The organism is Fervidobacterium sp. 2310opik-2 (assembly GCF_011057735.1).
In the GTDB taxonomy this organism is placed as follows: Bacteria; Thermotogota; Thermotogae; order Thermotogales; family Fervidobacteriaceae; genus Fervidobacterium; species Fervidobacterium nodosum.
In genome coordinates this window covers 51,738-72,822 of record NZ_LNGG01000025.1, presented here as the reverse complement: position 1 = coordinate 72,822, position 21,085 = coordinate 51,738, and the positions used below count along the sequence as shown (strand labels likewise).

The 21,085-nt window shown below is 35.4% G+C and carries 19 protein-coding genes; 17 read left to right on the top strand and 2 right to left on the bottom strand.

The genetic code is table 11. From position 1 onward, the window contains the following. Positions 1 to 81: 81 nt before the first annotated feature. Entirely contained in the window at positions 82 to 834 is a 753-nt protein-coding gene (locus AS161_RS07855; RefSeq protein WP_164542376.1) for a tetratricopeptide repeat protein, read from the bottom strand. A gap of 99 nt (positions 835 to 933) precedes the next feature. Here AS161_RS07855 and AS161_RS07850 point away from each other — a divergent pair, with 99 nt between their 5' ends. From AS161_RS07850 to AS161_RS07770, 17 genes are all read left to right on the top strand, one after another. Further along, on the top strand, positions 934 to 1,623 hold the full coding sequence (locus tag AS161_RS07850) for a Crp/Fnr family transcriptional regulator (RefSeq protein WP_164542375.1): 690 nt from the start codon (positions 934 to 936) through the stop codon (positions 1,621 to 1,623). Between the two features lie 379 nt (positions 1,624 to 2,002). Next, positions 2,003 to 3,811, top strand: coding sequence for an ABC transporter ATP-binding protein (locus tag AS161_RS07845; RefSeq protein ID WP_164542374.1), 1,809 nt, complete (start codon positions 2,003 to 2,005; stop codon positions 3,809 to 3,811). Between the two features lie 5 nt (positions 3,812 to 3,816). Continuing rightward, positions 3,817 to 5,613, top strand: coding sequence for an ABC transporter ATP-binding protein (locus tag AS161_RS07840; RefSeq protein WP_164542373.1), 1,797 nt, complete (start codon positions 3,817 to 3,819; stop codon positions 5,611 to 5,613). Between the two features lie 217 nt (positions 5,614 to 5,830). Further along, positions 5,831 to 6,868 (top strand): L-threonine 3-dehydrogenase, encoded by a 1,038-nt coding sequence (gene tdh, locus AS161_RS07835; protein ID WP_164542389.1) that lies wholly within the window; start codon positions 5,831 to 5,833, stop codon positions 6,866 to 6,868. A 36-nt stretch (positions 6,869 to 6,904) separates the two neighbouring features. Further along, positions 6,905 to 8,092 (top strand): glycine C-acetyltransferase, encoded by a 1,188-nt coding sequence (locus AS161_RS07830; RefSeq protein ID WP_011994463.1) that lies wholly within the window; start codon positions 6,905 to 6,907, stop codon positions 8,090 to 8,092. Positions 8,093 to 8,157: 65 nt separating this feature from the next. Next, positions 8,158 to 9,375 (top strand): Crp/Fnr family transcriptional regulator, encoded by a 1,218-nt coding sequence (locus AS161_RS07825; protein WP_164542372.1) that lies wholly within the window; start codon positions 8,158 to 8,160, stop codon positions 9,373 to 9,375. After that, positions 9,356 to 10,564: a beta-aspartyl-peptidase gene (iadA, locus tag AS161_RS07820; protein WP_206518801.1), complete on the top strand. Its 1,209-nt coding sequence runs from the start codon at positions 9,356 to 9,358 to the stop codon at positions 10,562 to 10,564. Before AS161_RS07825 ends, iadA begins: the two co-directional genes overlap by 20 nt. Positions 10,565 to 10,701: 137 nt before the next feature. Further along, positions 10,702 to 11,853: a sodium ion-translocating decarboxylase subunit beta gene (locus tag AS161_RS07815; RefSeq protein ID WP_164542371.1), complete on the top strand. Its 1,152-nt coding sequence runs from the start codon at positions 10,702 to 10,704 to the stop codon at positions 11,851 to 11,853. 27 nt (positions 11,854 to 11,880) lie between these two features. After that, entirely contained in the window at positions 11,881 to 12,129 is a 249-nt protein-coding gene (locus AS161_RS07810) for a 4Fe-4S dicluster domain-containing protein (RefSeq protein WP_011994467.1), read from the top strand. Next, positions 12,122 to 13,291, top strand: a complete 1,170-nt coding sequence (locus AS161_RS07805) for a 2-oxoacid:acceptor oxidoreductase subunit alpha (protein WP_164542370.1) — start codon at positions 12,122 to 12,124, stop codon at positions 13,289 to 13,291. The genes AS161_RS07810 and AS161_RS07805 overlap by 8 nt, the downstream gene beginning before the upstream one ends. Before the next feature lie 144 nt (positions 13,292 to 13,435). Next, positions 13,436 to 16,030: a preprotein translocase subunit SecA gene (gene secA / locus AS161_RS07800; protein WP_164542369.1), complete on the top strand. Its 2,595-nt coding sequence runs from the start codon at positions 13,436 to 13,438 to the stop codon at positions 16,028 to 16,030. 28 nt (positions 16,031 to 16,058) lie between these two features. After that, a complete protein-coding gene (locus AS161_RS07795; RefSeq protein WP_164542368.1) occupies positions 16,059 to 16,790 on the top strand; it encodes a cyclic nucleotide-binding domain-containing protein in 732 nt (243 codons plus the stop codon). After that, entirely contained in the window at positions 16,777 to 17,100 is a 324-nt protein-coding gene (locus AS161_RS07790; protein WP_164542367.1) for a cyclic nucleotide-binding domain-containing protein, read from the top strand. The genes AS161_RS07795 and AS161_RS07790 overlap by 14 nt, the downstream gene beginning before the upstream one ends. 79 nt (positions 17,101 to 17,179) lie before the next feature. Beyond that, positions 17,180 to 17,587, top strand: coding sequence for a methylmalonyl-CoA epimerase (gene mce, locus AS161_RS07785; RefSeq protein ID WP_011994472.1), 408 nt, complete (start codon positions 17,180 to 17,182; stop codon positions 17,585 to 17,587). A gap of 47 nt (positions 17,588 to 17,634) precedes the next feature. Next, positions 17,635 to 19,173 (top strand): carboxyl transferase domain-containing protein, encoded by a 1,539-nt coding sequence (locus tag AS161_RS07780; RefSeq protein ID WP_164542366.1) that lies wholly within the window; start codon positions 17,635 to 17,637, stop codon positions 19,171 to 19,173. Positions 19,174 to 19,209: 36 nt separating this feature from the next. Next, positions 19,210 to 19,611: an OadG family protein gene (locus AS161_RS07775; protein ID WP_164542365.1), complete on the top strand. Its 402-nt coding sequence runs from the start codon at positions 19,210 to 19,212 to the stop codon at positions 19,609 to 19,611. Then, positions 19,605 to 20,048, top strand: coding sequence for a biotin/lipoyl-containing protein (locus AS161_RS07770; protein ID WP_164542364.1), 444 nt, complete (start codon positions 19,605 to 19,607; stop codon positions 20,046 to 20,048). Before AS161_RS07775 ends, AS161_RS07770 begins: the two co-directional genes overlap by 7 nt. 228 nt (positions 20,049 to 20,276) lie before the next feature. Here AS161_RS07770 and AS161_RS07765 read toward each other — a convergent pair whose 3' ends face one another. Beyond that, positions 20,277 to 21,083 carry a DUF2520 domain-containing protein gene (locus AS161_RS07765; protein WP_164542363.1) on the bottom strand — a complete coding sequence of 269 codons (807 nt, stop codon included), beginning with the start codon at positions 21,081 to 21,083 and terminating at the stop codon, positions 20,277 to 20,279. Positions 21,084 to 21,085: the final 2 nt, after the last annotated feature.

Here is a 21,085-nt window from a genome sequence, read left to right as displayed (position 1 = left end):
GTTTTCTAAGAAATCCACTATAATCTTAAAACAAATAAACAAAAAAATCCGTAACCTATGTTACGGATGAAATAGAATTTTTCATTGTATTTTTCCCAACTCATTTTGAGCGATTTTGACAGACTCTTCGTATGATTTAACAAAAAGTGGGTGAGGCTTAGATTCTATAACTTTTTGAAACATTTCTTTTGCCTTGGCTTTATCGTTGAGTTTGAGGTACAAATAACCGAGTTCTAGATAGATATTTGGATAGTTTGGAATTAATTTAAGAGCCATGTTTAGAAATTCTTCAGATTTTTGGTAATTGTTCCACGGCCAAGGAGCTTCCATGTAACGAACCGCAATGGCTATGTAGGAAAATGCTTTATAAAGCCTTCCTTCTTCATCATTTTCATCGAGAAGTTTAATTGCGATATTTATGTTCTTATCAAACTCATTTAATAAATAGAGTTTTTCAAATACATTTTTGAATGGAATAAGTTGAGCTACAGCAACGCTAAGGATGTAATAAGCTCTTCCGTTGTTTTTATCAATTTTTATAGCCATTTCAGCATTGGTTTTTGCTTTTTCTAAAATTTTCTCTTTTTCTTTATCAGATGCTCCCCAAATTCCATATTCCAAATAACAATCTGCTAGTATAGTCAAAAGTATAGAGTTTTTCTTGTAGTCACTTGTTGATTCAATATTTTTTATAATACTATTTATCTTGTCTTTGTCTCGGTCTTTTCTTGCTTCATAGAATTGTTTGTTCAAAGTTTCCATGTTTGAGCCTATTGCGAGAGTGAATATACTAAAAATATACAGTATAAAAGATAAAAAACGAAGTCTTTTCATGTTGGCACCTCCAAATACTTAAATTATTGTTGATAAAATTGTACCACATGTGTATAATTTAAGTGTGACAATATCTATATACAATTTTTGGGAGGAAATATGAAAAAAAATTTAGAGGAAATATTGCAAAATTTGGAAAATTGTGAAATTTTTAAAGGTATAGGCAAAGATTTTATAATGGAAATTCTAAAGGAAGCTAAAATCGAGAATTATAAATCAAAAGAAATAGTACGTTATCGCGGGGATGATTGTGATGAGATTTTAATCCTTGTGGAAGGAGAAGCCTATGGCTTGTTTACAAATACAGAAGGAAGAGTTTTGCAGATTGACCATATGTTGGCTCCAAAACTTTTAGCCTCAGCGGTTATATTTTCGACCGATGCTAAATACCCTGTCGATGTGGAAACAGTAAGACCATCAGTATTCGTAACTATTGGAAAAGATACTTTTGTGAAATACCTTATGAAGAATGAGACTTTGCTCCGTAACTACCTTAGGTATGTAAGTGATGCGTTTATATTCATCACAGACAAATTTTACGAAGTTGCAATGAAAAACCTCGTTCAAAAGGTTTGTTCTTATCTATTAAAGCTTTCAGAAGAACAAAATTCTTTGAAAGTTACTATGGATATGTCAAAGGAAGAATTGGCTCGAGAGTTCGGTGTTACCCGTCCAGCTTTATCGAGGGTTTTTATTGAGCTTGAAAAACATGGGATAATAAACGTAAATAATAGGATTGTTGAAATAATCGATGAAGATTATATTAGAAATTTTGCGGAGTTTGGATAAATTAAAGCAAAGGTTCTTAATACGAAATAATGTATTGACATTTATTTTCTAAAGTTGTACAATTAAACATAATAAAAACGATAAAATTTTTCAATAAAAAATCCGGAGGGAGGGTTGTCCGATGAGAATTAGTAGTCTGAGTTTTGTGAAGAGTAGTTCTTCATATTTCTTTTTTATTGGACAGCCCGAGTCATGGAGTCAGAGCCCTTCGGAACGTTTTCTTGAATTGCTAATTAGTTAATGGTGTATATCTCAATTCCTCTTTTTTAATTAATGAATACACTAATTAACTAATAAAATAAAAAATAGGCTAAAACTCCACGGGTTGTCCCCGTGGAGTTTTTTTATTCAATGTTTTAGTGTTAAGGAGGGAAAGGGTATGAAAGAAGCAAAAAGCACCGGAGATTTAAGAACAATAATACATTACATGAAAGGTTACAGATTTTATTACGTAGTCGCAGTTTTATCCACAGCACTTTCTATATTATTTTCCAGGCTTATCCCTTTAGTTGTGAAATTTACAATTGATAACATTATTTCTAATAAGAATATAGAATCAAAATTTCTCAGTAGTATTTATTATGAATTCGGCGGTCGTGAGTTTTTTCTTCGAAATTTGTGGCTCGTTGGTTTAATTGTTGTCGTATTTGCATTTTTTAACAGCTTTTTTTCTTTCTTAAGAGAAAAAATGGCGGGATATACGTCTGAAAATTTTGCCAAAAAATTAAGGGACGACTTATATAACGTTATTCTAAAAGCGGAATATGGATTTTATTCAAAGTTTCAATCGGGTGATGTTATACAAAGATGTACATCAGATGTTGAGACGATACGAAGATTTATTGCAGCAGATGCGATAAGTATCTGGAGGATTATTTTTACAATATTTCTTGCTTTGTTTGTTATGCTAAAGCTCAATGTGAAAATGACATTAGCTTCATCTGCGATGATTCCTGCATTATTTGGAAGTTCTTTATATTTTTTCGTCAAAGTGAAGAGATATTTCGAGAAAGTTGATGAGGCGGAAGCTGCAGTTACAACGGTCGTTCAGGAAAATATTACGGGAGTTAGGGTAGTCAAAGCTTTTACGAGAGAAGAATATGAAATAAAAAAGTTTTTGGAGAAAAACACTGAGTACAGGAAACTTGATTTAAAATTGCTAAAATTGTTTGCCAATTTTTGGTCAATTTCTGACTTTTTAGCGTTTTCACAATTTGTTTTTACTATTATATTTGGAACTTACTTTACTGTAAAAGGAGAAATAACTGTCGGGACTTTGATAGTGTTTACAACATATGTTGGAATGTTGATGTGGCCTGTTAGAGAGCTTGGGATATTATTATCTAACTTTGGGAAAGTGAAAGTTTCATTAAAGAGAGTCAATGAAATTCTTTCAGAGAAATTGGAGGATTTAGAGAACGGTGGAGAAATTAAGTTAAATGGTGATATAGAGTTTAGGGACGTTTGGTTTGGGTACAACCCTGAGCATCCAGTACTCAAAGGCGTTTCTTTTAAAATTAGCAAAGGTGAGAAAGTTGCGTTTTTTGGTGGGACTGGATCGGGTAAGTCAACGGTAATTTCGTTGCTTATGAGGTTATATGATGTAGATGGTGGAGAAATATTGATCGACGGTGTAAATATCAGAGAAATACCGAAAAGTATCCTTAGAAAGAATATAGGCTTGGTTCCACAAGAGGCTTTCGTTTTTTCAAAAACAGTGAGGGAAAATATAGCTATTACAAAGCCTGATAGCGATATTGAAGAAATCATCCTTTCAGCCAAGCTTGCATCTGTTCATGACGATATTGTGAAATTTGAGAGAGGATACGATACCTTGGTAGGTGAAAAAGGGATAACGCTTTCAGGTGGACAAAGGCAGAGGTTAACAATCGCGAGAACTTTGGTAAATGACTACCCGATTTTAATATTTGATGATTCCATGAGCGCTGTTGATACTGAAACGGAAAGAAAGATACTTGAGGCGATAAGAAAAAGAAGTGAAAACACAACAACGATAATCGTATCACATAGGATTTCAAGTATAAAAGATGCTGATAAGATTATAGTTTTCGAAAATGGTGTGGTAACTGCGATAGGTAATCACGAAGAATTAGTGAACCATCCAGGGCTTTACCAAAGAGTTTGGAGAATTGAGAATGTACTTAAACTCACGGAAACAGGAGAGTGAATAGTATGGAAGAAATTATTCAAGAAAGGCAAACCAAGTTTAATCCTAAATTGTGGGCTAAATTTTGGATTTTCTTAAAGGAGTACAAATTTCACTTCATTTTTTTAATAATAATTATGATTCTTGTTGGGCTTATCGATGCAACTTATCCATATTTGACTAAATATGCTATAGACAATTTTATTGCCAGAAAAAATTTGAATGGTTTTAGCAAATACTTTATTTTGCTCTTAGCAATAGGCTCTTTACAAGCATGTGGAACGTATTTTTTGATAACACTTGCTGGAAAAATAGAAAATGGTTTTGCCTATAATGTTAGAAACGCATCATTTAAAAAGCTTCAATCTTTATCGTTATCATTTTTCGATAATACACAAACGGGTTTTCTCATTTCGCGCGTGATGTCTGATGTTCAAAAAGTCAGTTCAATTATGTCATGGCAGATAGTTGATGGAGTTTGGGCTATCTCTTCTATGACTTTTATTTTAATTTACTCTTTCTTACTTAGTTGGCAACTTACACTTTTCATACTTTTTGCAATTCCATTGATTGCTTTTGTCGGTTGGTATTTCCAAAGAAAAATACTTAAACAATACAGAATTGTCAGAAAGCTTGTTTCAGAAGTGACGGGTATATACAATGAAGGACTGATGGGGGCAAAAACAGTAAAGGTATTGTCTGTTGAAGATTTGGTATCGAAAGATTTTAAAAAACATACAGATGAGCTGAAAAATGCTTCGATAAAAGCTACCATTCTTTCAGGAATGTACACTCCGATAGTTATTTTCATCGGTAATATAGTCACAGCTCTTATTCTTGTGTACGGAGGAAAGAGAACGTACATAAATGTTTTAAGTATCGGTACTTTGAGTGCAGCTATTTCTTATTCCATCCAATTTTTCGAGCCAATATATCAACTTGCAAGAGTATTAGCTGACCTTATATCAGCTCAAGCAGCTGCCGAAAGAGTTCTCGAACTCATCGAAACTGAACCTGAGATATTGGATACCCCTGATGCAATTGACGTAGACATTCAAGGGGAATTGGTTTTTGATAATGTATCGTTCAAATATTCAAAAGGCGACTGGGTTATTAAATCGTTTAACTTAAAAGTTCGTAAAGGGGAAACAATCGCTCTTGTAGGTGATACGGGCGCTGGAAAAACAACGATAGTAAATTTAATAGGCAGGTTTTACGAACCAACTCAAGGTACGATATACATAGATGGCGTAGATTACAGAAAAATCAAAATAAAAAAACTGAGAGAAAGCATAGGCTATGTACTTCAAACACCGCATTTATTTAATGGGACTATCGCTGAGAACATAAGATACGGTAGGCTAGATGCAACAATGGAAGAAATAATAGAAGCGGCAAAATTAGTAAATGCCCATGATTTTATAATGAAATTGGAGAATGGGTATGAAACAAACGTTGGTGAAAGCGGTGCGAATTTATCACTCGGTCAAAGACAACTTATTTCACTTGCGAGGGTTGTGATTGCTAATCCGAAGATTTTAGTATTAGATGAAGCAACAAGCTCTATAGACACATATACGGAACATTTAATACAAGACGCTATTCACAAACTGCTAAAAGGAAGGACAAGCTTTGTCATAGCCCACAGATTATCCACTATAAGGAACGCCGATAAGATATTAGTTATTGAAAATGGGGAAATAATAGAGGAAGGTACACATGAACAATTGATGAGGAAAAAAGGAAAGTATTACAGATTGTATATGAACCAATTTGTACAAGAGAAAGAAAAAGAGATATTGGGAGAGAAAGAGCAGGTTTAGAGTTGACAATTATAATACAAAATTTGATATCTTAGCTTATTATAAGTTATAATTTATTGATTTCTTCGTTATGCTAATTTATGTTCGTTTGTATTGATATTTAAGTACCATAAAATAGATAGTATAATTAAATGTGGATAAAATCCTATTTTGCGGTATCAAACTTAAATCTAACAATAGGGAGGCGGTTGCCTTGGGGACAAATACGATGAATACTATGAAAGCAATTATGAAAGAAAAAGCAGGCCCAGGATTGGTGTTAAAAGAAGTTAAAAAGCCAGATGTAAACGATCTTGGTCCACGCGATGTTTTGGTTAAAGTCCGAAGAGCTTCAATTTGTGGTACGGATGTACACATATATAAATGGGATGAGTGGTCACAATCAAGAATTATTCCCCCACTAATAACAGGGCATGAAATGGCAGGGGAAGTTGTTGCTGTTGGTAGTGCTGTTACAAGAGTAAGTATTGGAGATTTAGTTGCGGCAGAAACTCACATACCCTGCGAAAGTTGTTATCAATGCAAAACTGGTAGAATGCATGTTTGTAAGAATTTGAAAATATTAGGCGTTGATACAAATGGTGTATTTGCAGAGTATGCAATTATTCCCGAAAGTGTTTTGTGGAGGTTTTCTTCCGAAATCCCTCTTGACTTCGCTTCTGTTATGGAACCATTTGGAAATGCTATTCATACCGCAGCTGTAACGAACTTACTTGGTAAGAACGTCCTTATAACCGGCGCAGGTCCAATAGGTCTTATGGCAATTCAGATAGCTAAAGTTGCCGGTGCAAGCACAGTAATTGTGTCCGAAGTCGATCCAATGAGAATTAAAATGGCACAGGAAAATGGGGCGGATGTAATTATAAATCCCGCGGAAAAAGATTTAGTGAAGGAAGTTTACAAAATTCTTGATGATGGTGTTGACGTGCTTCTTGAAATGAGCGGTAACAGAAAAGCATTTGAAGATGGATTAAAATGTGTTACTATGGGTGGCGAAGTTTCCGTTCTTGGCATATTCGGCGGTAAAATAGATATAAGCTTTGACTCTCTTATCACAATGAGGGGATTAACTGTATATGGTATCACAGGAAGAAGAATGTTTGAAACTTGGAGAATTGCAGATGAGTTACTTAGAGCGAAGAAAGTTGACCTTTCAAAGGTTGTTACCCACATTATCCCGTTTGAACAATGGGAAAAAGGATTTGAATTGATGTTGAATAAACAATGTGGAAAGGTTGTTCTAAATCTTGATTAAACTTGATTAAATTTATCAGTTGGGAGGTGAACAAAGATGTTTAATTATAAAATTTTAGAAGATGAAATGGAAAATTTGAAAAATGAAGGTTTGTATATTAACATTAGAACACTTGAATCACCACAGGGAGCATGGATAGTTGTTAATGGTAAAAGGGTACTTAACTTGTGTTCAAATAATTATCTTGGTTTTGCAAGCGATGAAAGATTAAAACAAGCTGCAAAAAAAGCTATTGATGAATGGGGCGTCGGTCCAGGAGCAGTTAGAACAATTGCAGGTACAATGAAAATCCATGAAGAACTTGAAAAAGCGCTAGCGGAATTTAAAGGAGCAGATGCAACGATATTCCTACAATCCGGTTTTATAGCGAACCAAGCAGCTATACCAACGGTGTTTGGCGATGAGAACGATGCAATTATCTCAGATGAACTGAACCATGCAAGTATAATTGATGGTGTTAGGCTCTCAAAAGCCAAAAGGTACGTTTATAAGCACAACGATATGAATGAACTTGAGGCAAGGTTGAAAGAGGCAAGAGATGTTCAAAAGGCAAGAAGAATATTGATAATAACTGATGGTGTTTTCAGTATGGATGGTGATATTGCCCCGCTTCCAGAAATTGTTGAACTTGCCGAAAAATACGAAGCGGCAGTTATGGTTGACGATGCGCATGGCGAAGGGGTATTAGGTAGAGGAGGAAGAGGCATAGTCGATCATTTCGGATTGCATGGAAGAGTAGACATGGAAATTGGTACGCTTTCAAAAGCTTTTGGTGTGCTTGGTGGATATATTGCAGGTAAAGAAACACTCATAAGGTACTTAAAACAGAAAGCGAGACCATTTTTGTTCAGTACTGGATTGACACCAGCGGATGTCGCGGCATGTCTTGAAGCGGTAAAGATACTCCAGGAAAGCGATGAAAGAGTTAAAAGATTATGGGATAACGCAAATTACTTTAAGAGCGAAATGAAAAAGCTTGGGTTTGACCTAGGCGTAAGTCAGACACCTATTACTCCCGTTATGTTGTACGATGCCAAAGTTGCGAGTCAATTTAGTAGAGAACTATTCGAAGAGGGAATATTTGCACAATCGATAGGTTATCCAACAGTACCGAAAGGTAAAGCAAGAATAAGAGTAATGATAAGTGCTGTACATACGAAGGAGGATCTAGATTTCGCTCTTGATAAATTTGAAAAAGTTGGGAAGAAATTTGCGATTATTTAAAACTTCAAATCAGCAGTTGGTTCCTTACCAACTGCTGATTTTTTTGATTTTTAGGGAGTGAAAAAATGGATATTGTCACATACCCCAAAGGAAGTGTTCTGTATGATTACGATGAAATACCTCGAAAAGTTTATTATCTTCTAGAAGGAGAAGTATCTGTTAAGGTTCACAAAAAAGAAGTAAGCCTGGACAGTGGAACGTTTGGTGAATGGTCTTGGTTTTCTATGCCTTCTGAGGAAAAAATTACAGTATCTTCTCCCGAAGCAATGTTTTATGTTTTTGAACCGCAAGAGGTATTTCAATCAAAAGAATACTTAAAAATTCTAAAAAGCGCGATATCATCAATCTCAAAAAGATTATTGATAGCCGATTCGGAACTTGCTGAATGCCAAGAATTACCAGAGTATGTTGGACCTGATAGACTTAGATATTTTAAAAGAGTACATCCAAATTCATATAAATTGGACGATAAAGTATTTCAAGATATTTTAAGTGCAAAAAGATTTTACGCGAGCGGATATTATAAAGAAGCGTTTGATATACTTGTTAAACTTCTTCCAGAAGTTGTTTCGGAAGATTTGAAAAAAGAAATCATGGTTTTGTACACATTGCTTAGCGTAATATTAGATCCCGAGCATGCTGAACTTCATTTCAGAAGATTAAATCCCAAAGATTACGCTGAACATCTTTCGTACTTTTATTTACACGCATTTTTAAGAGGTGGACAAAATCAGGATATACTAGAAATGTTTATGAAAGCTGGTTTGTATATACCTCCGTACACTATAGTTACACTTGAGGGAGATGTAGCGCAAGAAGGATATTTGGTCGTAAAAGGTTACTTAAAAGCTGTGAAACTTTACGAGAACAAAGAAGTTCTTTTATCAATTGTTCAACCTGGAGAATTTGTTGGAGAAGGCGCGCTTTTAGATACAAAAACACGTATGGTAACGCTTTACTCGATATCCCCAGCTTCGATTATACCTATAAACTGTGAAAGTATAGAAAAGTCACTTCAAACGAATCCTAATTTCATACTCAGAATATGCGAATCTCAACTGAAAAGAATAAAACAGGTGAAGAGCTTAATCAAAATTAAAAACATACCTAATCCTATTCAACGTATAGATTGGGTAATAAGTTATTTTCAGGAATTATTTTCCAAGGTAAAAATAACCGCAAAAGACATATCGAATTTAATCGATGTTAACGTTGAACATATTATCGAAGAGCTAAAGAGGAAAGGTTTTAGAATAACATTGGATGGAAGTATTGAAAAATGAAAAAGATGAGCAAGTGAGGTGTGAGGTAACTGTGGAGAAATTCTTTAAACTCATAAAGAATGTTTGTATATACGCGCCGGAATATATCGGAAAACGTGATGTATTGATTGCTGGAAACACTATAATTGCAATAGAAGAAAATTTAAATTTTCCATTTTTTGATGTAGAAATTTATGATGCCACAGATTTAATAGCAATTCCCGGTTTGATAGATCCGCATGTGCATATAACAGGTGGAGGGGGAGAAGGTGGTTTTTCAACAAGAACGCCTGAGCTTAGGATTTCGGATTGTATAAAGAATGGTGTTACAACGGTTATTGGATGCCTTGGCACAGATGGAATAACAAGGAGTTTGGAAAATTTATATGCAAAGGCAAAAGCTATGGAAGAAATTGGTATAAGCACCTACATATATACAGGATCTTACTGCGTTCCACCAGTTACGTTCACTGGAAGCATTCAAAAAGACATAATTTTGATAGATAAAGTTATAGGTGTTGGAGAGATAGCCATCTCAGATCACAGGTCATCGCAACCAACCTTTGAAGAAATAGTAAGAATCATTGCTGATGCAAGAGTTGGTGGAATGATTGCTAAAAAACCTGGAATTGTTAATTTCCATGTTGGTAATGGTGAAAGAGGAATTGAGATGTTATTTGAGATAGTTAAAAGAACGGAAATTCCAATAAAACACATTTATCCAACGCATATCTCAAGGAGTAAGAAATTGTTCGAGCAAGGTCTAGAATTTGCTAAATTGGGAGGAGTGATTGATTTAACAGCACTACAACCTGAAGAAAATAGCGATTTGGATTTCAACACTGTAGATGCTATTATTCAATCTTTTGATAATAACTTAATCGAAAATGTAACTATCTCTTCGGATGGGCAAGGTAGTTTGCCAAAGTTTGATAAAAATGGCAATTTCATAGGTTTGTGGGTTGGAAGTGTTGGTGCAGTGTTGTACACAATCAAAAAAGTTGTTGAAAGAGGTATAAAACTCGACGAAGCTTTAAAAATTGCAACGGTGAATACTGCTAAAGTTTTCAATTTTAGCAAAAAAGGTAGAATAGAAAAAGATTTCGAAGCGGATATAGTTTTTCTCAGAGATTGGGAAGTTGTTTCGGTTATATCTCGTGGTGAATTTCTTATGAAAGATGGCAATTTAAAGACCATCAATTTTGAATAAATATAAATGACAATTTATAGCTATATTATCCTTTACTTTATTCTGCTATTTATCAGTTGAAAAAGTTTTAGGTAAGAGTATACTATAAAATTGAAAGACAAATTAAAAATTAAATAATAGAATATGGAGGGATTGATTTGCTAGAACAATTCTTATTGTTTTTTCAGAAAATGGCATTCTCTCAGATGACTTTTGGTAATATCTTTATGCTTCTTATAGCTGGTGTTTTAATTTATGTGGCTGTCAAAAAAGATGCTGAACCGCTTTTGCTTATACCAATCGCATTTGGAATAGTTCTTTCGAACATCCCACCACTTGCGACGGGCATATTAAATCCTCCGCAAACTTTTCCAGATGGGAGATTTATACCTGGCGGATTTATGTATTACATAAAAAAAGGACTCGATTTGGGTGTTTACCCACCTCTTATATTTTTAGGAATAGGCGCTCTTACTGACTTTTCTTTCATGATATCCTATCCGATAACCATATTTCTTGGTGGTGCTGCTCAAATCGGTATATTTTTGACGTTTATATTTGCGAGGGCATTTGGATTTACGTTTAAACAGGCTGCATCCATTGGTATAATCGGAGGAGCGGATGGTCCTACATCGATATATGTTGCAACAAAGTTTGCACCAGAATTACTTTCTATAATAGCTATCGCTGCTTATTCTTATATAGCTTTAATTCCTATTCTACAACCACCAGTGTCTAAGTTACTTACAACTAAAAAAGAAAGATTAATTCGTATGAAACCACCAAGAAAGGTTTCTAAAACGGAAAAGATATTGTTTTCACTTATAACAACTCTTGTAACAGCATTAATTGTTCCTCAATCTTTAACACTTGTTGGACCTCTTATGTTTGGAAATCTTCTTAGAGAAGTTGGTAATGTCAAAAGACTTGTTGAAGCGGCAAGCAAGTATATATTAGACACAACGACAATACTTCTTTGTTTGTCAGTTGGTGCTTCTGCAAGAGCTGATATATTCTTAAAACCTCAATCTCTTCTGGTCTTTGGAATGGGAGCTTTTGCGTTTGTTTCCGCTCTTGCTTCTGGGATACTTTTTGCAAAATTAATGAATTTATTTATGAAAGATAAAATAAACCCATTAATTGGCGCTGCTGGAGTTTCAGCTGTTCCCGATAGTGCAAGAGTTGCTCAGAAAATTGCTCAAGAAGAAGATCCAACAAACTTCATACTTATGCATGCGATGTCTCCAAACGTAGCTGGAGTTATTGGATCAGCAGTTGCTGCAGGCGTCTTTTTAGCAATATTTGGATAGTAAAAATTATTTAAAGGAGGTTGAACCATGGCAAAAAAGCAATTTAGAGTGGAAATTAAATACGAGTGGTGTAAAGCATGTGGAATATGCTATAATGTATGCCCGACAAAGACAATTGTAAGAGGAGATTTAAATAAACCAGCTGTACCAGATCACAGCACATGTATAGGTTGTTTAATGTGTGAAAATCTATGTCCAGATTTTGTTATAAATATAGTTGAAGTAACTCCTATGGAAGAAGTAAAGAACGAAAAGGCTGGTGTTGAAAATGCCTAAGAATCCAAGAATGGTCTTTTGGCAAGGCAATGAAGCTTGTGCTTATGGAGCAATAAAAGCAGGTTGCAGATTTTACGCAGGTTACCCAATTACACCTTCTTCGGAAATTGCGGAAACGATGGCACGTGAACTTCCAAAAGTTGGAGGAGTTTTTATCCAAATGGAAGATGAGATTGCAAGTGCCGCGGCGATTATTGGCGCCTCGCTTGCAGGTGTGAAGTCTATGACGGCGACAAGCGGTCCGGGATTTAGTTTGATGCAAGAAGCGATAGGTTACGCGATTATGACGGAGACACCGACGGTTTTTGTTAATGTTATGCGTGGTGGACCATCAACAGGTATGCCTACGAAACCGTCCCAAGGAGATATAATGCAAGCAAGATGGGGAACACACGGTGACCATGCGATAATCGCACTCTATCCTTCGACTGTTGAAGAAGTTTACAAATATACAATCAAGGCGTTCAATTTGGCTGAAGAATACAGAACTCCTGTAATATTGTTGATGGACGAAGTATTAGGGCATATGTACGAGAATTTTATTCTACCACCAGACAGCGAAATCGAAATTTTTGAACGTATCTCATCGAAAGAATTGGAAGAAGAAGAAATATTCGTTCCTTTCTCTGAAACTGAATATGCGGAAAGTTTGCCACCGTCTTTGGTTGAGATGGGAAAGGCGAAGTTCCATGTCTCTGGGTTGGTACACGACGAGTCAGGATTTCCAATGGCAACTATGGAAACAGCTGAAAAATTAATAAGAAGGCTTGTTAATAAAATTAAACTACACATAGATAAGATAGCAGAATGCGAAGAATTCATGATGGACGATGCGGAAACAGTTATAATAGCGTACGGTTCAGTTGCAAGGTCAGCTAAGGAAGCGGTATTAATGGCAAGAAATGATGGTATAAAAGTTGGTTTGCTTAGGCCAATTACTATTTGGCCCATACCAATTGAAAAAATGAGGAAAAAATTATCGAATGTGCAAAATGTGCTTGTCGCAGAGATGAACCTCGGGCAGTATGCAAGCGAAGTTTCAAAACTTGTAAAGCCTGGAACAAAAATTAGATTACTGAGTAAAGTTGGAGGGGAACTTATTGCTCCTCATGAAATATTGAATGAGTTAAATAGTATGCTCCTCGAAGGCATAGATTTCTGATATAAAGCTAGTGCTTCGGTCATCCTTGACGGGTGACCTTTTTTCTTTTTTATGATACAATATAATTGCGACTTGTAAGGTTTGGCAAGTCATTTGTTTGTAATTAAATTAATTAAAAATTGAAAACTTGGGAGTGATTGATAAGTGCTTGGAAACTTAAAGAAAATATTTGATAAAAACGAGATAGAAATAAGGAAAGCGAGGAAAATCGTTGAAAGAATAAATCAATTAGATGAAAAGGCAAGAAAAACAAGTTTTGAAGAAATGAAGAGTTATATTTTACAGTACAAAGGCAAACTGGAAAATATTGAAGAATTAGATGAACATTTGGAACAAGTATTTGCTTATGTGCGCGAAACCGCAAGAAGAACAGTTGGAATGAGGCATTTCGATGTTCAACTTATCGGCGGTATTGTTTTGCATAAAGGAAAAATAGCTGAAATGAAGACTGGAGAAGGAAAAACTTTGGTCGCGACCGCCCCAATAGTTTTAAATTCACTTATGAACAGGAATATCCACGTTGTTACGGTGAACGACTATCTTGCTAAAAGAGATGCTATGTGGATGGGTCCTATTTATCTTGCCCTTGGTTTAAGGGTGGGGATAATAAATACAAGTGGAAAAGCTTACGAAGTTGTATGGAAAAATCCGGAGTTAGCTGAGAAGGGCTTAGAAGAAAACTATTGTGTCTGGCCTGACGATTACGATGGAGAATTTTTATCAGACGAGATGAAAGTTAAAAAAGCAGTCGAAGCTTTTGAGGTTGATATAATTGAGGTAAGTAAAAAGGAAGCTTACAGATGTGATGTTACATATGGAACAAATTCGGAATTTGGATTTGATTACCTTAGAGATAACCTTGTTGTCTCACTTGATGATAAAGTTCAGATGGGGCATTTTTACGCAATTGTTGATGAAGTGGACAGCATCTTAATAGACGAAGCAAGAACGCCGTTGATTATAAGCGGTCCATCAAAAAACAATGCATCTGTCTACAAACATTTTTACCAAATAGCAAAAAGATTAGAAAAAGACAAACACTTCAAGGTTGATGAAGAGCATCGAACAGTATTACTTACAGACGAAGGCATTGAATATTTGGAAAAGCTCCTTGGCGTTGATAACCTATATGACCCAGCGAATGTGAATAGTATATATCATATAACAAACTCATTGAAAGCGATTCATCTTTTCAAAAAGGATGTTGATTATATAGTTCACAACGGACAAGTTTTAATCGTTGATGAATTCACAGGGCGTGTTCTCCCTGGAAGACGTTACAGTGGAGGTTTACATCAGGCTATAGAAGCAAAAGAAGGAGTTCCAATTAAGGAAGAGAGTATTACGTATGCTACTATAACATACCAAAACTACTTTAGAATGTACGAAAAGCTTGCTGGTATGACCGGTACGGCAAAGACTGAAGAACAAGAATTCAAAGCAATTTACGGTATGGATGTTGTAGTGATACCGACTCACAAGCCAATGATAAGAATTGACCATGACGATTTGATTTACAGATCAGTCGAAGAGAAATACAAAGCGATAGTTGAAGAGATAAAGAAAAGACATGAAAAGGGTCAACCTGTCTTGGTAGGTACAACTTCCATAGAAAAGAGTGAAAAACTCAGCGAAATGCTTAAAAAGGAAGGTATACCCCATCAGGTTCTAAACGCGAAATACCACGAAAAAGAAGCGCAGATTGTTGCGCAAGCTGGCCAGAAAGGTATGGTAACGATAGCGACAAACATGGCGGGACGTGGTACGGATATTAAATTAGGACCTGGTGTAAAAGAGTTAGGTGGACTTTTGATAATAGGTACTGAACGCCATGAAAGTAGAAGAATCGATAACCAACTTAGAGGTAGGTCTGGAAGACAAGGGGATCCTGGCGAGTCAATATTCTTCCTTTCGGTTGAAGACGATTTAATGAGAATATTTGGTGGCGACAGAATACAAAAAGTAATGGATATGGTCAAGATAGAACCAGGCCAACCGATATATCATCCACTATTAACGAAACTCATTGAACAAGTACAGAAAAAAGTTGAAGGTATAAACTTCTCCGTAAGAAAGTACCTTCTTGAACTTGATAGCGTTCTTGATACTCAAAGAAGAGCTATATATGGTTACAGAGACAATATACTTGAACGCGATGTCGATGACTTTATAAGTGAAGCTATCGATAATTTTGTTGAAGCAAGAATTGAAGAGTTTTGTTCTGGCGTGGAATGGGATTGGGAAGGTTTGAAAAACTCATTTGCAGTTATAAAAGATTTTGTAAAAATAGATACTAAAATAGATGATAAAGAAAAGCTGAAGCAGGATATAATTGAACAAATCACAAAGGCTTACAGATTGAAAAAAGAAGAATTTGGTGAGGATTTTGAGCATGTTGCCAAATTTATAGTACTTAGGATAATAGATGAAAATTGGAGGCAGTATTTAGAAGAAGTTGAGCATGTAAAAGAATCTATTAGACTTAGAAGTTACGGTCAAAAAGATCCTGTTCTCGAGTTTAAGAAAGAAACATACGATATGTTTAATGACATGATGATGCGGACATACGAACTTTCAGTTTCGTACTTACTCAACTTGAGACGTGTTGACAACAAAGCTGAAGAAGAAAGTAAGAAAGAACTTGCAAAGGTCAGCACTGTGCATGACGAGTTCAGATTAATTGCCGAAGAAAGCAAAGATAGCGATAAGAAAAAGCCCAAGTTGAAAATAAAGAGATGATGAGTTAGCAAATTGGGAGGAGTATCTGGTGAAAATAGAAGGTGTGATACTCAAAAGCGGAGAAATTCCGAAAAAGCTTTTTAAGGTAATTTCTGGGACCGTACGTGAAACAAGGCAAAATACGTACCACGATCTTGTTAGTGGAGATTATATAGCATTAATGGAATATTTACTTTCGATTCCATTAGAGGAAGATATAGTTGCAATCGAAGAAAGTGAAATTGTAGAAATAGACTTTGAAAGTGAATATTTAAATATAGTAAAAAAGATTGTCGAACTTAGGAAACTAATAGATGAAACATCCATCGATATTGACAACATGGTTTTAAGCGATTTTAATTTTGAAAATATTGAATTGGATGATTACCTTAATCAAATTGAGCAATTACTCACACTTGCGGCAGGCGAACTTCCGGATGATGTTCAAGAAGCCCTAAAACAAATAGAACAGCTTGAAGATGATAAGATAATAACGAAAGTTAACTTAGTCCGCAGATTTATTGAGAAATTTCCAGACGACGAAAGCGGTCCAAGACTTTTAATAGAAACAGCATCAAAAGTTTATCTTTTACTAAATGATAGATACCTCACAAAAGCTTTGTTAAAGAAAGTTTTAATAAATTACTCTCAAAAACTTGATTATTGTTATGAAGCGGCCAAAATGTTGAAAACCGTATACGAAGATGAAGGGAATATACTATGGCGAAGGTACGCAAAAATTGCAAAAGTCATTGAGGTGATTTTGCGTGGAAACGCTTGAATTCAAAGATAATCAGATGATTATACAAAAAGGTGAAAAAGGTGAATATGTTTATGTTTTAAAATCTGGAAAAGTGAAGATAAAAGTTAATGGTTATGAATTAATAATGACCGATGAAGATATATGTGTGTTTGGCTTAGAAGCTCTGATTGATGAACCTTACACGGAAACATGTGTGACGGTAGGAAACGTTAAGGTTATAAGGTATCAACCATCAGAATTTATGGAAATATATGCAAAAACAGAAGTTGGAAAGAAAGCACTTGAAAGTTTCATGAGAAGGACCGCAAAAGTTCTTGGATGGATTTGATTAAGTTTCAAAAAAGAATTAGAATATCAATATAGAGACTTATAAAGAAAATTATATTGCTTGCTTTGGGGGTGGATTTATGCACACTAATAGGATCGACCACATAGGTATAGCTGTAAGAGACGCTAAGGAAAAATTAAAATTATATCAGGATTTTCTTGGTTTGGAGGTTACCGAAATTGAAGAACTTCCAGAAAGAGGCTTAAGGGTGTATTTCATAAAGGTTGGAGACACTAGGATTGAATTGCTTGAACCGATGAACGAAAATTCTGAAGTGTCAGGATTTTTGGAAAAGAAAGGCGAAGGAATTCACCATTTAGCTTTCAATGTTCATGGGATAGAAGAGGCAGTCAGACTTGCAAAAGAAAACGGATTACAGCCACTTTCTGAAGAACCTAAAAAAGGCGCTGGTGGTACAAAAGTTTTATTCCTTCACCCAAAAACAACAGGTGGAGTACTAATTGAATTGGTAGAAGGTGAACATTAATTGTAATTCACATAAATAAAATATCTTTGAGGGGAGTGAAGCAGTAGATGGACGAACTTATACAGAAATTGAAAGATTTAGAAAAGGAAGTTGAAAATGGCGGCGGACAGGACAAAATAGACAAGCAACACGCGGAAGGAAAACTTACAGCAAGAGAAAGATTAGAATTATTATTCGATCCAGGTACATTTGAAGAGGTAGATAAATTCGTGAAGCATAGGAACACACAATTTGGGCTGGACAAAATGAAATTGCCTGCCGATGGTGTTGTAACAGGAATTGGTAAAGTAAATGGCAGACCTGTTGCAGCATTTTCACAAGATTTTACGGTCATGGGTGGCTCGCTTGGTGAGATGCACGCGAAAAAGATTGTGAAAATAATGGATATGGCGATGAAACTTGGGATTCCACTCGTTGGTATAAATGACTCGGGTGGTGCAAGAATACAAGAGGGCGTTGACTCACTTTACGGGTATGGTGAGATTTTCTATAGAAACACACTTGCATCAGGTGTCATCCCTCAGATAACAGTTATCGCGGGGCCATGCGCTGGTGGAGCGGTTTACTCTCCAGCTATTACAGACTTCGTTGTGATGGTTGATAAAACTGCTCAGATGTTTATCACAGGACCAAACGTTATAAAGGCAGTAACCGGCGAAGATATCTCAAAAGAAGATTTGGGTGGTTCATTTGTACACAACTCTAAGAGTGGAAACGCACACTTTTTAGCATTAGATGATAGACAAGCAATAGAAATGGTTAAAAAGCTAATTTCTTATATACCTCAGAATAACATGGAAGAACCATTGCCCGAGGATAATTTCAGTATACCAGATATATCTGATATACATACATTAGTACCTGTTGACTCCAAGAAAGGTTTCGATGTTCGAGACGTTATAAAAAAGATAGTTGATGAGGGAACATTTTTTGAGGTTCACGAGCATTTTGCGAAAAGTATTGTAGTTGGTTTCGCAAGAATTGGAGGAAGGTCTGTAGGTATTGTTGCAAACCAACCAAATTATCTGGCAGGAGTATTAGATATTGACTCTTCGGATAAAGCAGCAAGGTTTATCAGATTCTTGGACGCGTTTAATATACCGATAATCACATTTGTTGATACACCAGGTTACCTACCCGGTGTTAAACAAGAACATGGTGGAATAATAAGACATGGCGCTAAGTTACTTTACGCATACAGCGAAGCGACCGTTCCAAAGATTACAATCATTCTAAGAAAAGCGTACGGTGGTGCGTATATAGCTATGGGAAGTAAACACCTTGGAGCAGATTTTGTTGCCGCATGGCCAACGGCTGAAATTGCAGTTATGGGACCGGATGGCGCTGCAAACATAATCTTCAAAAAAGACATAGATGCATCAGAAAATCCAGAGGAAACAAGAAAACAAAAAATAGAAGAGTATAGACAACTGTTTGCCAATCCATATGTAGCTGCATCAAGGGGATACATAGATGCGGTAATTGATCCACGTGAAACAAGAACATGGATAGAAAAGGCTCTTGAATATGGTTCAACGAAAGTAGAACCAAGACCCAACAAAAAACATGGAAATATACCTTTGTAATTTGTAAGTAGTAATTAATTCAAAAGAGGTGGTTGTGTGAATAATCCAAATGAATTAACAATAACTATTGTTGGTGTAGTCACTGTCTTTGCAGTTTTTGTTATCTTGTATGGAGTTTTTAAATTAATGGAAATTATAGGCATTAGTCAAAACAAAAAAGTTAAAATGCCGAAAGAAAATCAACAATCTTCCAAACCTAATGTTGAAAATGCGGTTATCGTGGAAAATTCTACAACGAGTATCCCAGTTACAAATATGACGCAAGGGATTGAAAACGAGGAAGAAATAGCGGCGGTTTTTGCTGCGATATATTCTCTTCTTGGAGAAAATGTTATTGTTAAATCCATAAAACCAGTACAACGTATAGTTGAGAAAAAAGGAAAAAGAGGATGGAATGAATGGAGAACATATGGTTGGAGAGGTGGAAATAAATGGTGAGAAAATTTGTTGTCCGAGTTAATGGTAAAGAGTATGTTGTGGAAGTTGAAGAATTAGGAATACAAACTCAAGCATCTGTTCAAAGTTTTGCTCAGCAAGCGCAATCATCTCAACCTGTCCAAACAGTGCAAACACAACAACCAGCACAACCGGTCCAAGCGGTTAAAACAGTTCAACCGGTTCAAGAGGAAAGTAAACAAACTCAAGTGTCATCTACATCGTCTGGAGTAAAAATTGTAGCTCCAATGTCTGGTGTCATTTTGAAAGTACTTGTTAGCGAAGGTCAAAAAGTTGAGTACGGTCAGAAAGTTGTCATCCTTGAAGCGATGAAGATGGAAAATGAGATAGTGGCAGATAAACCTGGAGTTGTGAGGAAAATACTTGTTAAAGAAGGAGACAACGTAGATACTGGCCAAGCGCTTGTTGAGTTAGGATAATAAATAAAAAATTAATTTGATAAAAAGCGGACAAACCTAAAAAGTTTGTCCGCTTTTTATCGTATAATTAGTAAAGAGGAATCTATTTTCTATAAAGTAATTATGAGTTTGTTTGCGAATTACAATATTTTGAAAGGTGAAGTTACATCTTCTATAAATCACAGTAGTTCGCATAAAACAAAAAAGTGCCATTATTGGCACTTTTTTCATATAGAATACTCAAAGGGTTTAAAGTACAATTTTTCGAAGAATTTTTACAAATTGTTGGTATAAATCCTCGTTTATCCCGTACTTTTCTTTGAAAAACTCTTTAAAAACCTTTCCTTCTTCTTCTACCACTTTCCAATCTTTTCTCTTAACAGGTCCAGTTAAAGCATCTTTTAAATCATACTTTGATATATTTTTACTGACCGATTCCATCAGTGTTGATATTATTTTTCTAGCGTTTTCATTATCTATTCCTATATCTTCGTATATTTTTAAGGACAAATACGCAAGTGCCATAGGAAAGTTGCTCGATATAACCGCCGCAAGATGATATAAAGCTTTGTCATGTGTTGAAATTGTTACATACTTTCCTCCGACTAATTTTACAATTTTCTTCGCTATTTCTAAGCCTTTTTCGGAACCTTCTATACCAAAAATGACATTTTTGAAAGAATGATATTCATCTGCAACTGAGCAATTAGGATGCATAGAAACAGGGGACCATTCTTCAGGAAATATTGCGGATGAATGAAACCCACTGAAATGTACCGCTATTATATTATTGACTTTTCTCTCCAATTTTTGTTGTATATAGGGTAATACTGAATCATTTACTCCAAAAAGTACGATACCATCCAATAGAAAATCATCATCGTAAGTAACTGGTATACCGTCTAACTCTTTAGCAAGTTGTTCGGCTTTTGCTCTATCTCTTGAAAGAATATGCCCAAATTTTGTTTTTCCCTTTAATTGTCTTGCTATAGAGCTGGAAACTTTTCCAATGCCAACTATATTTATAAATAATTTTGATGGGCTTTTCGTACTCATAA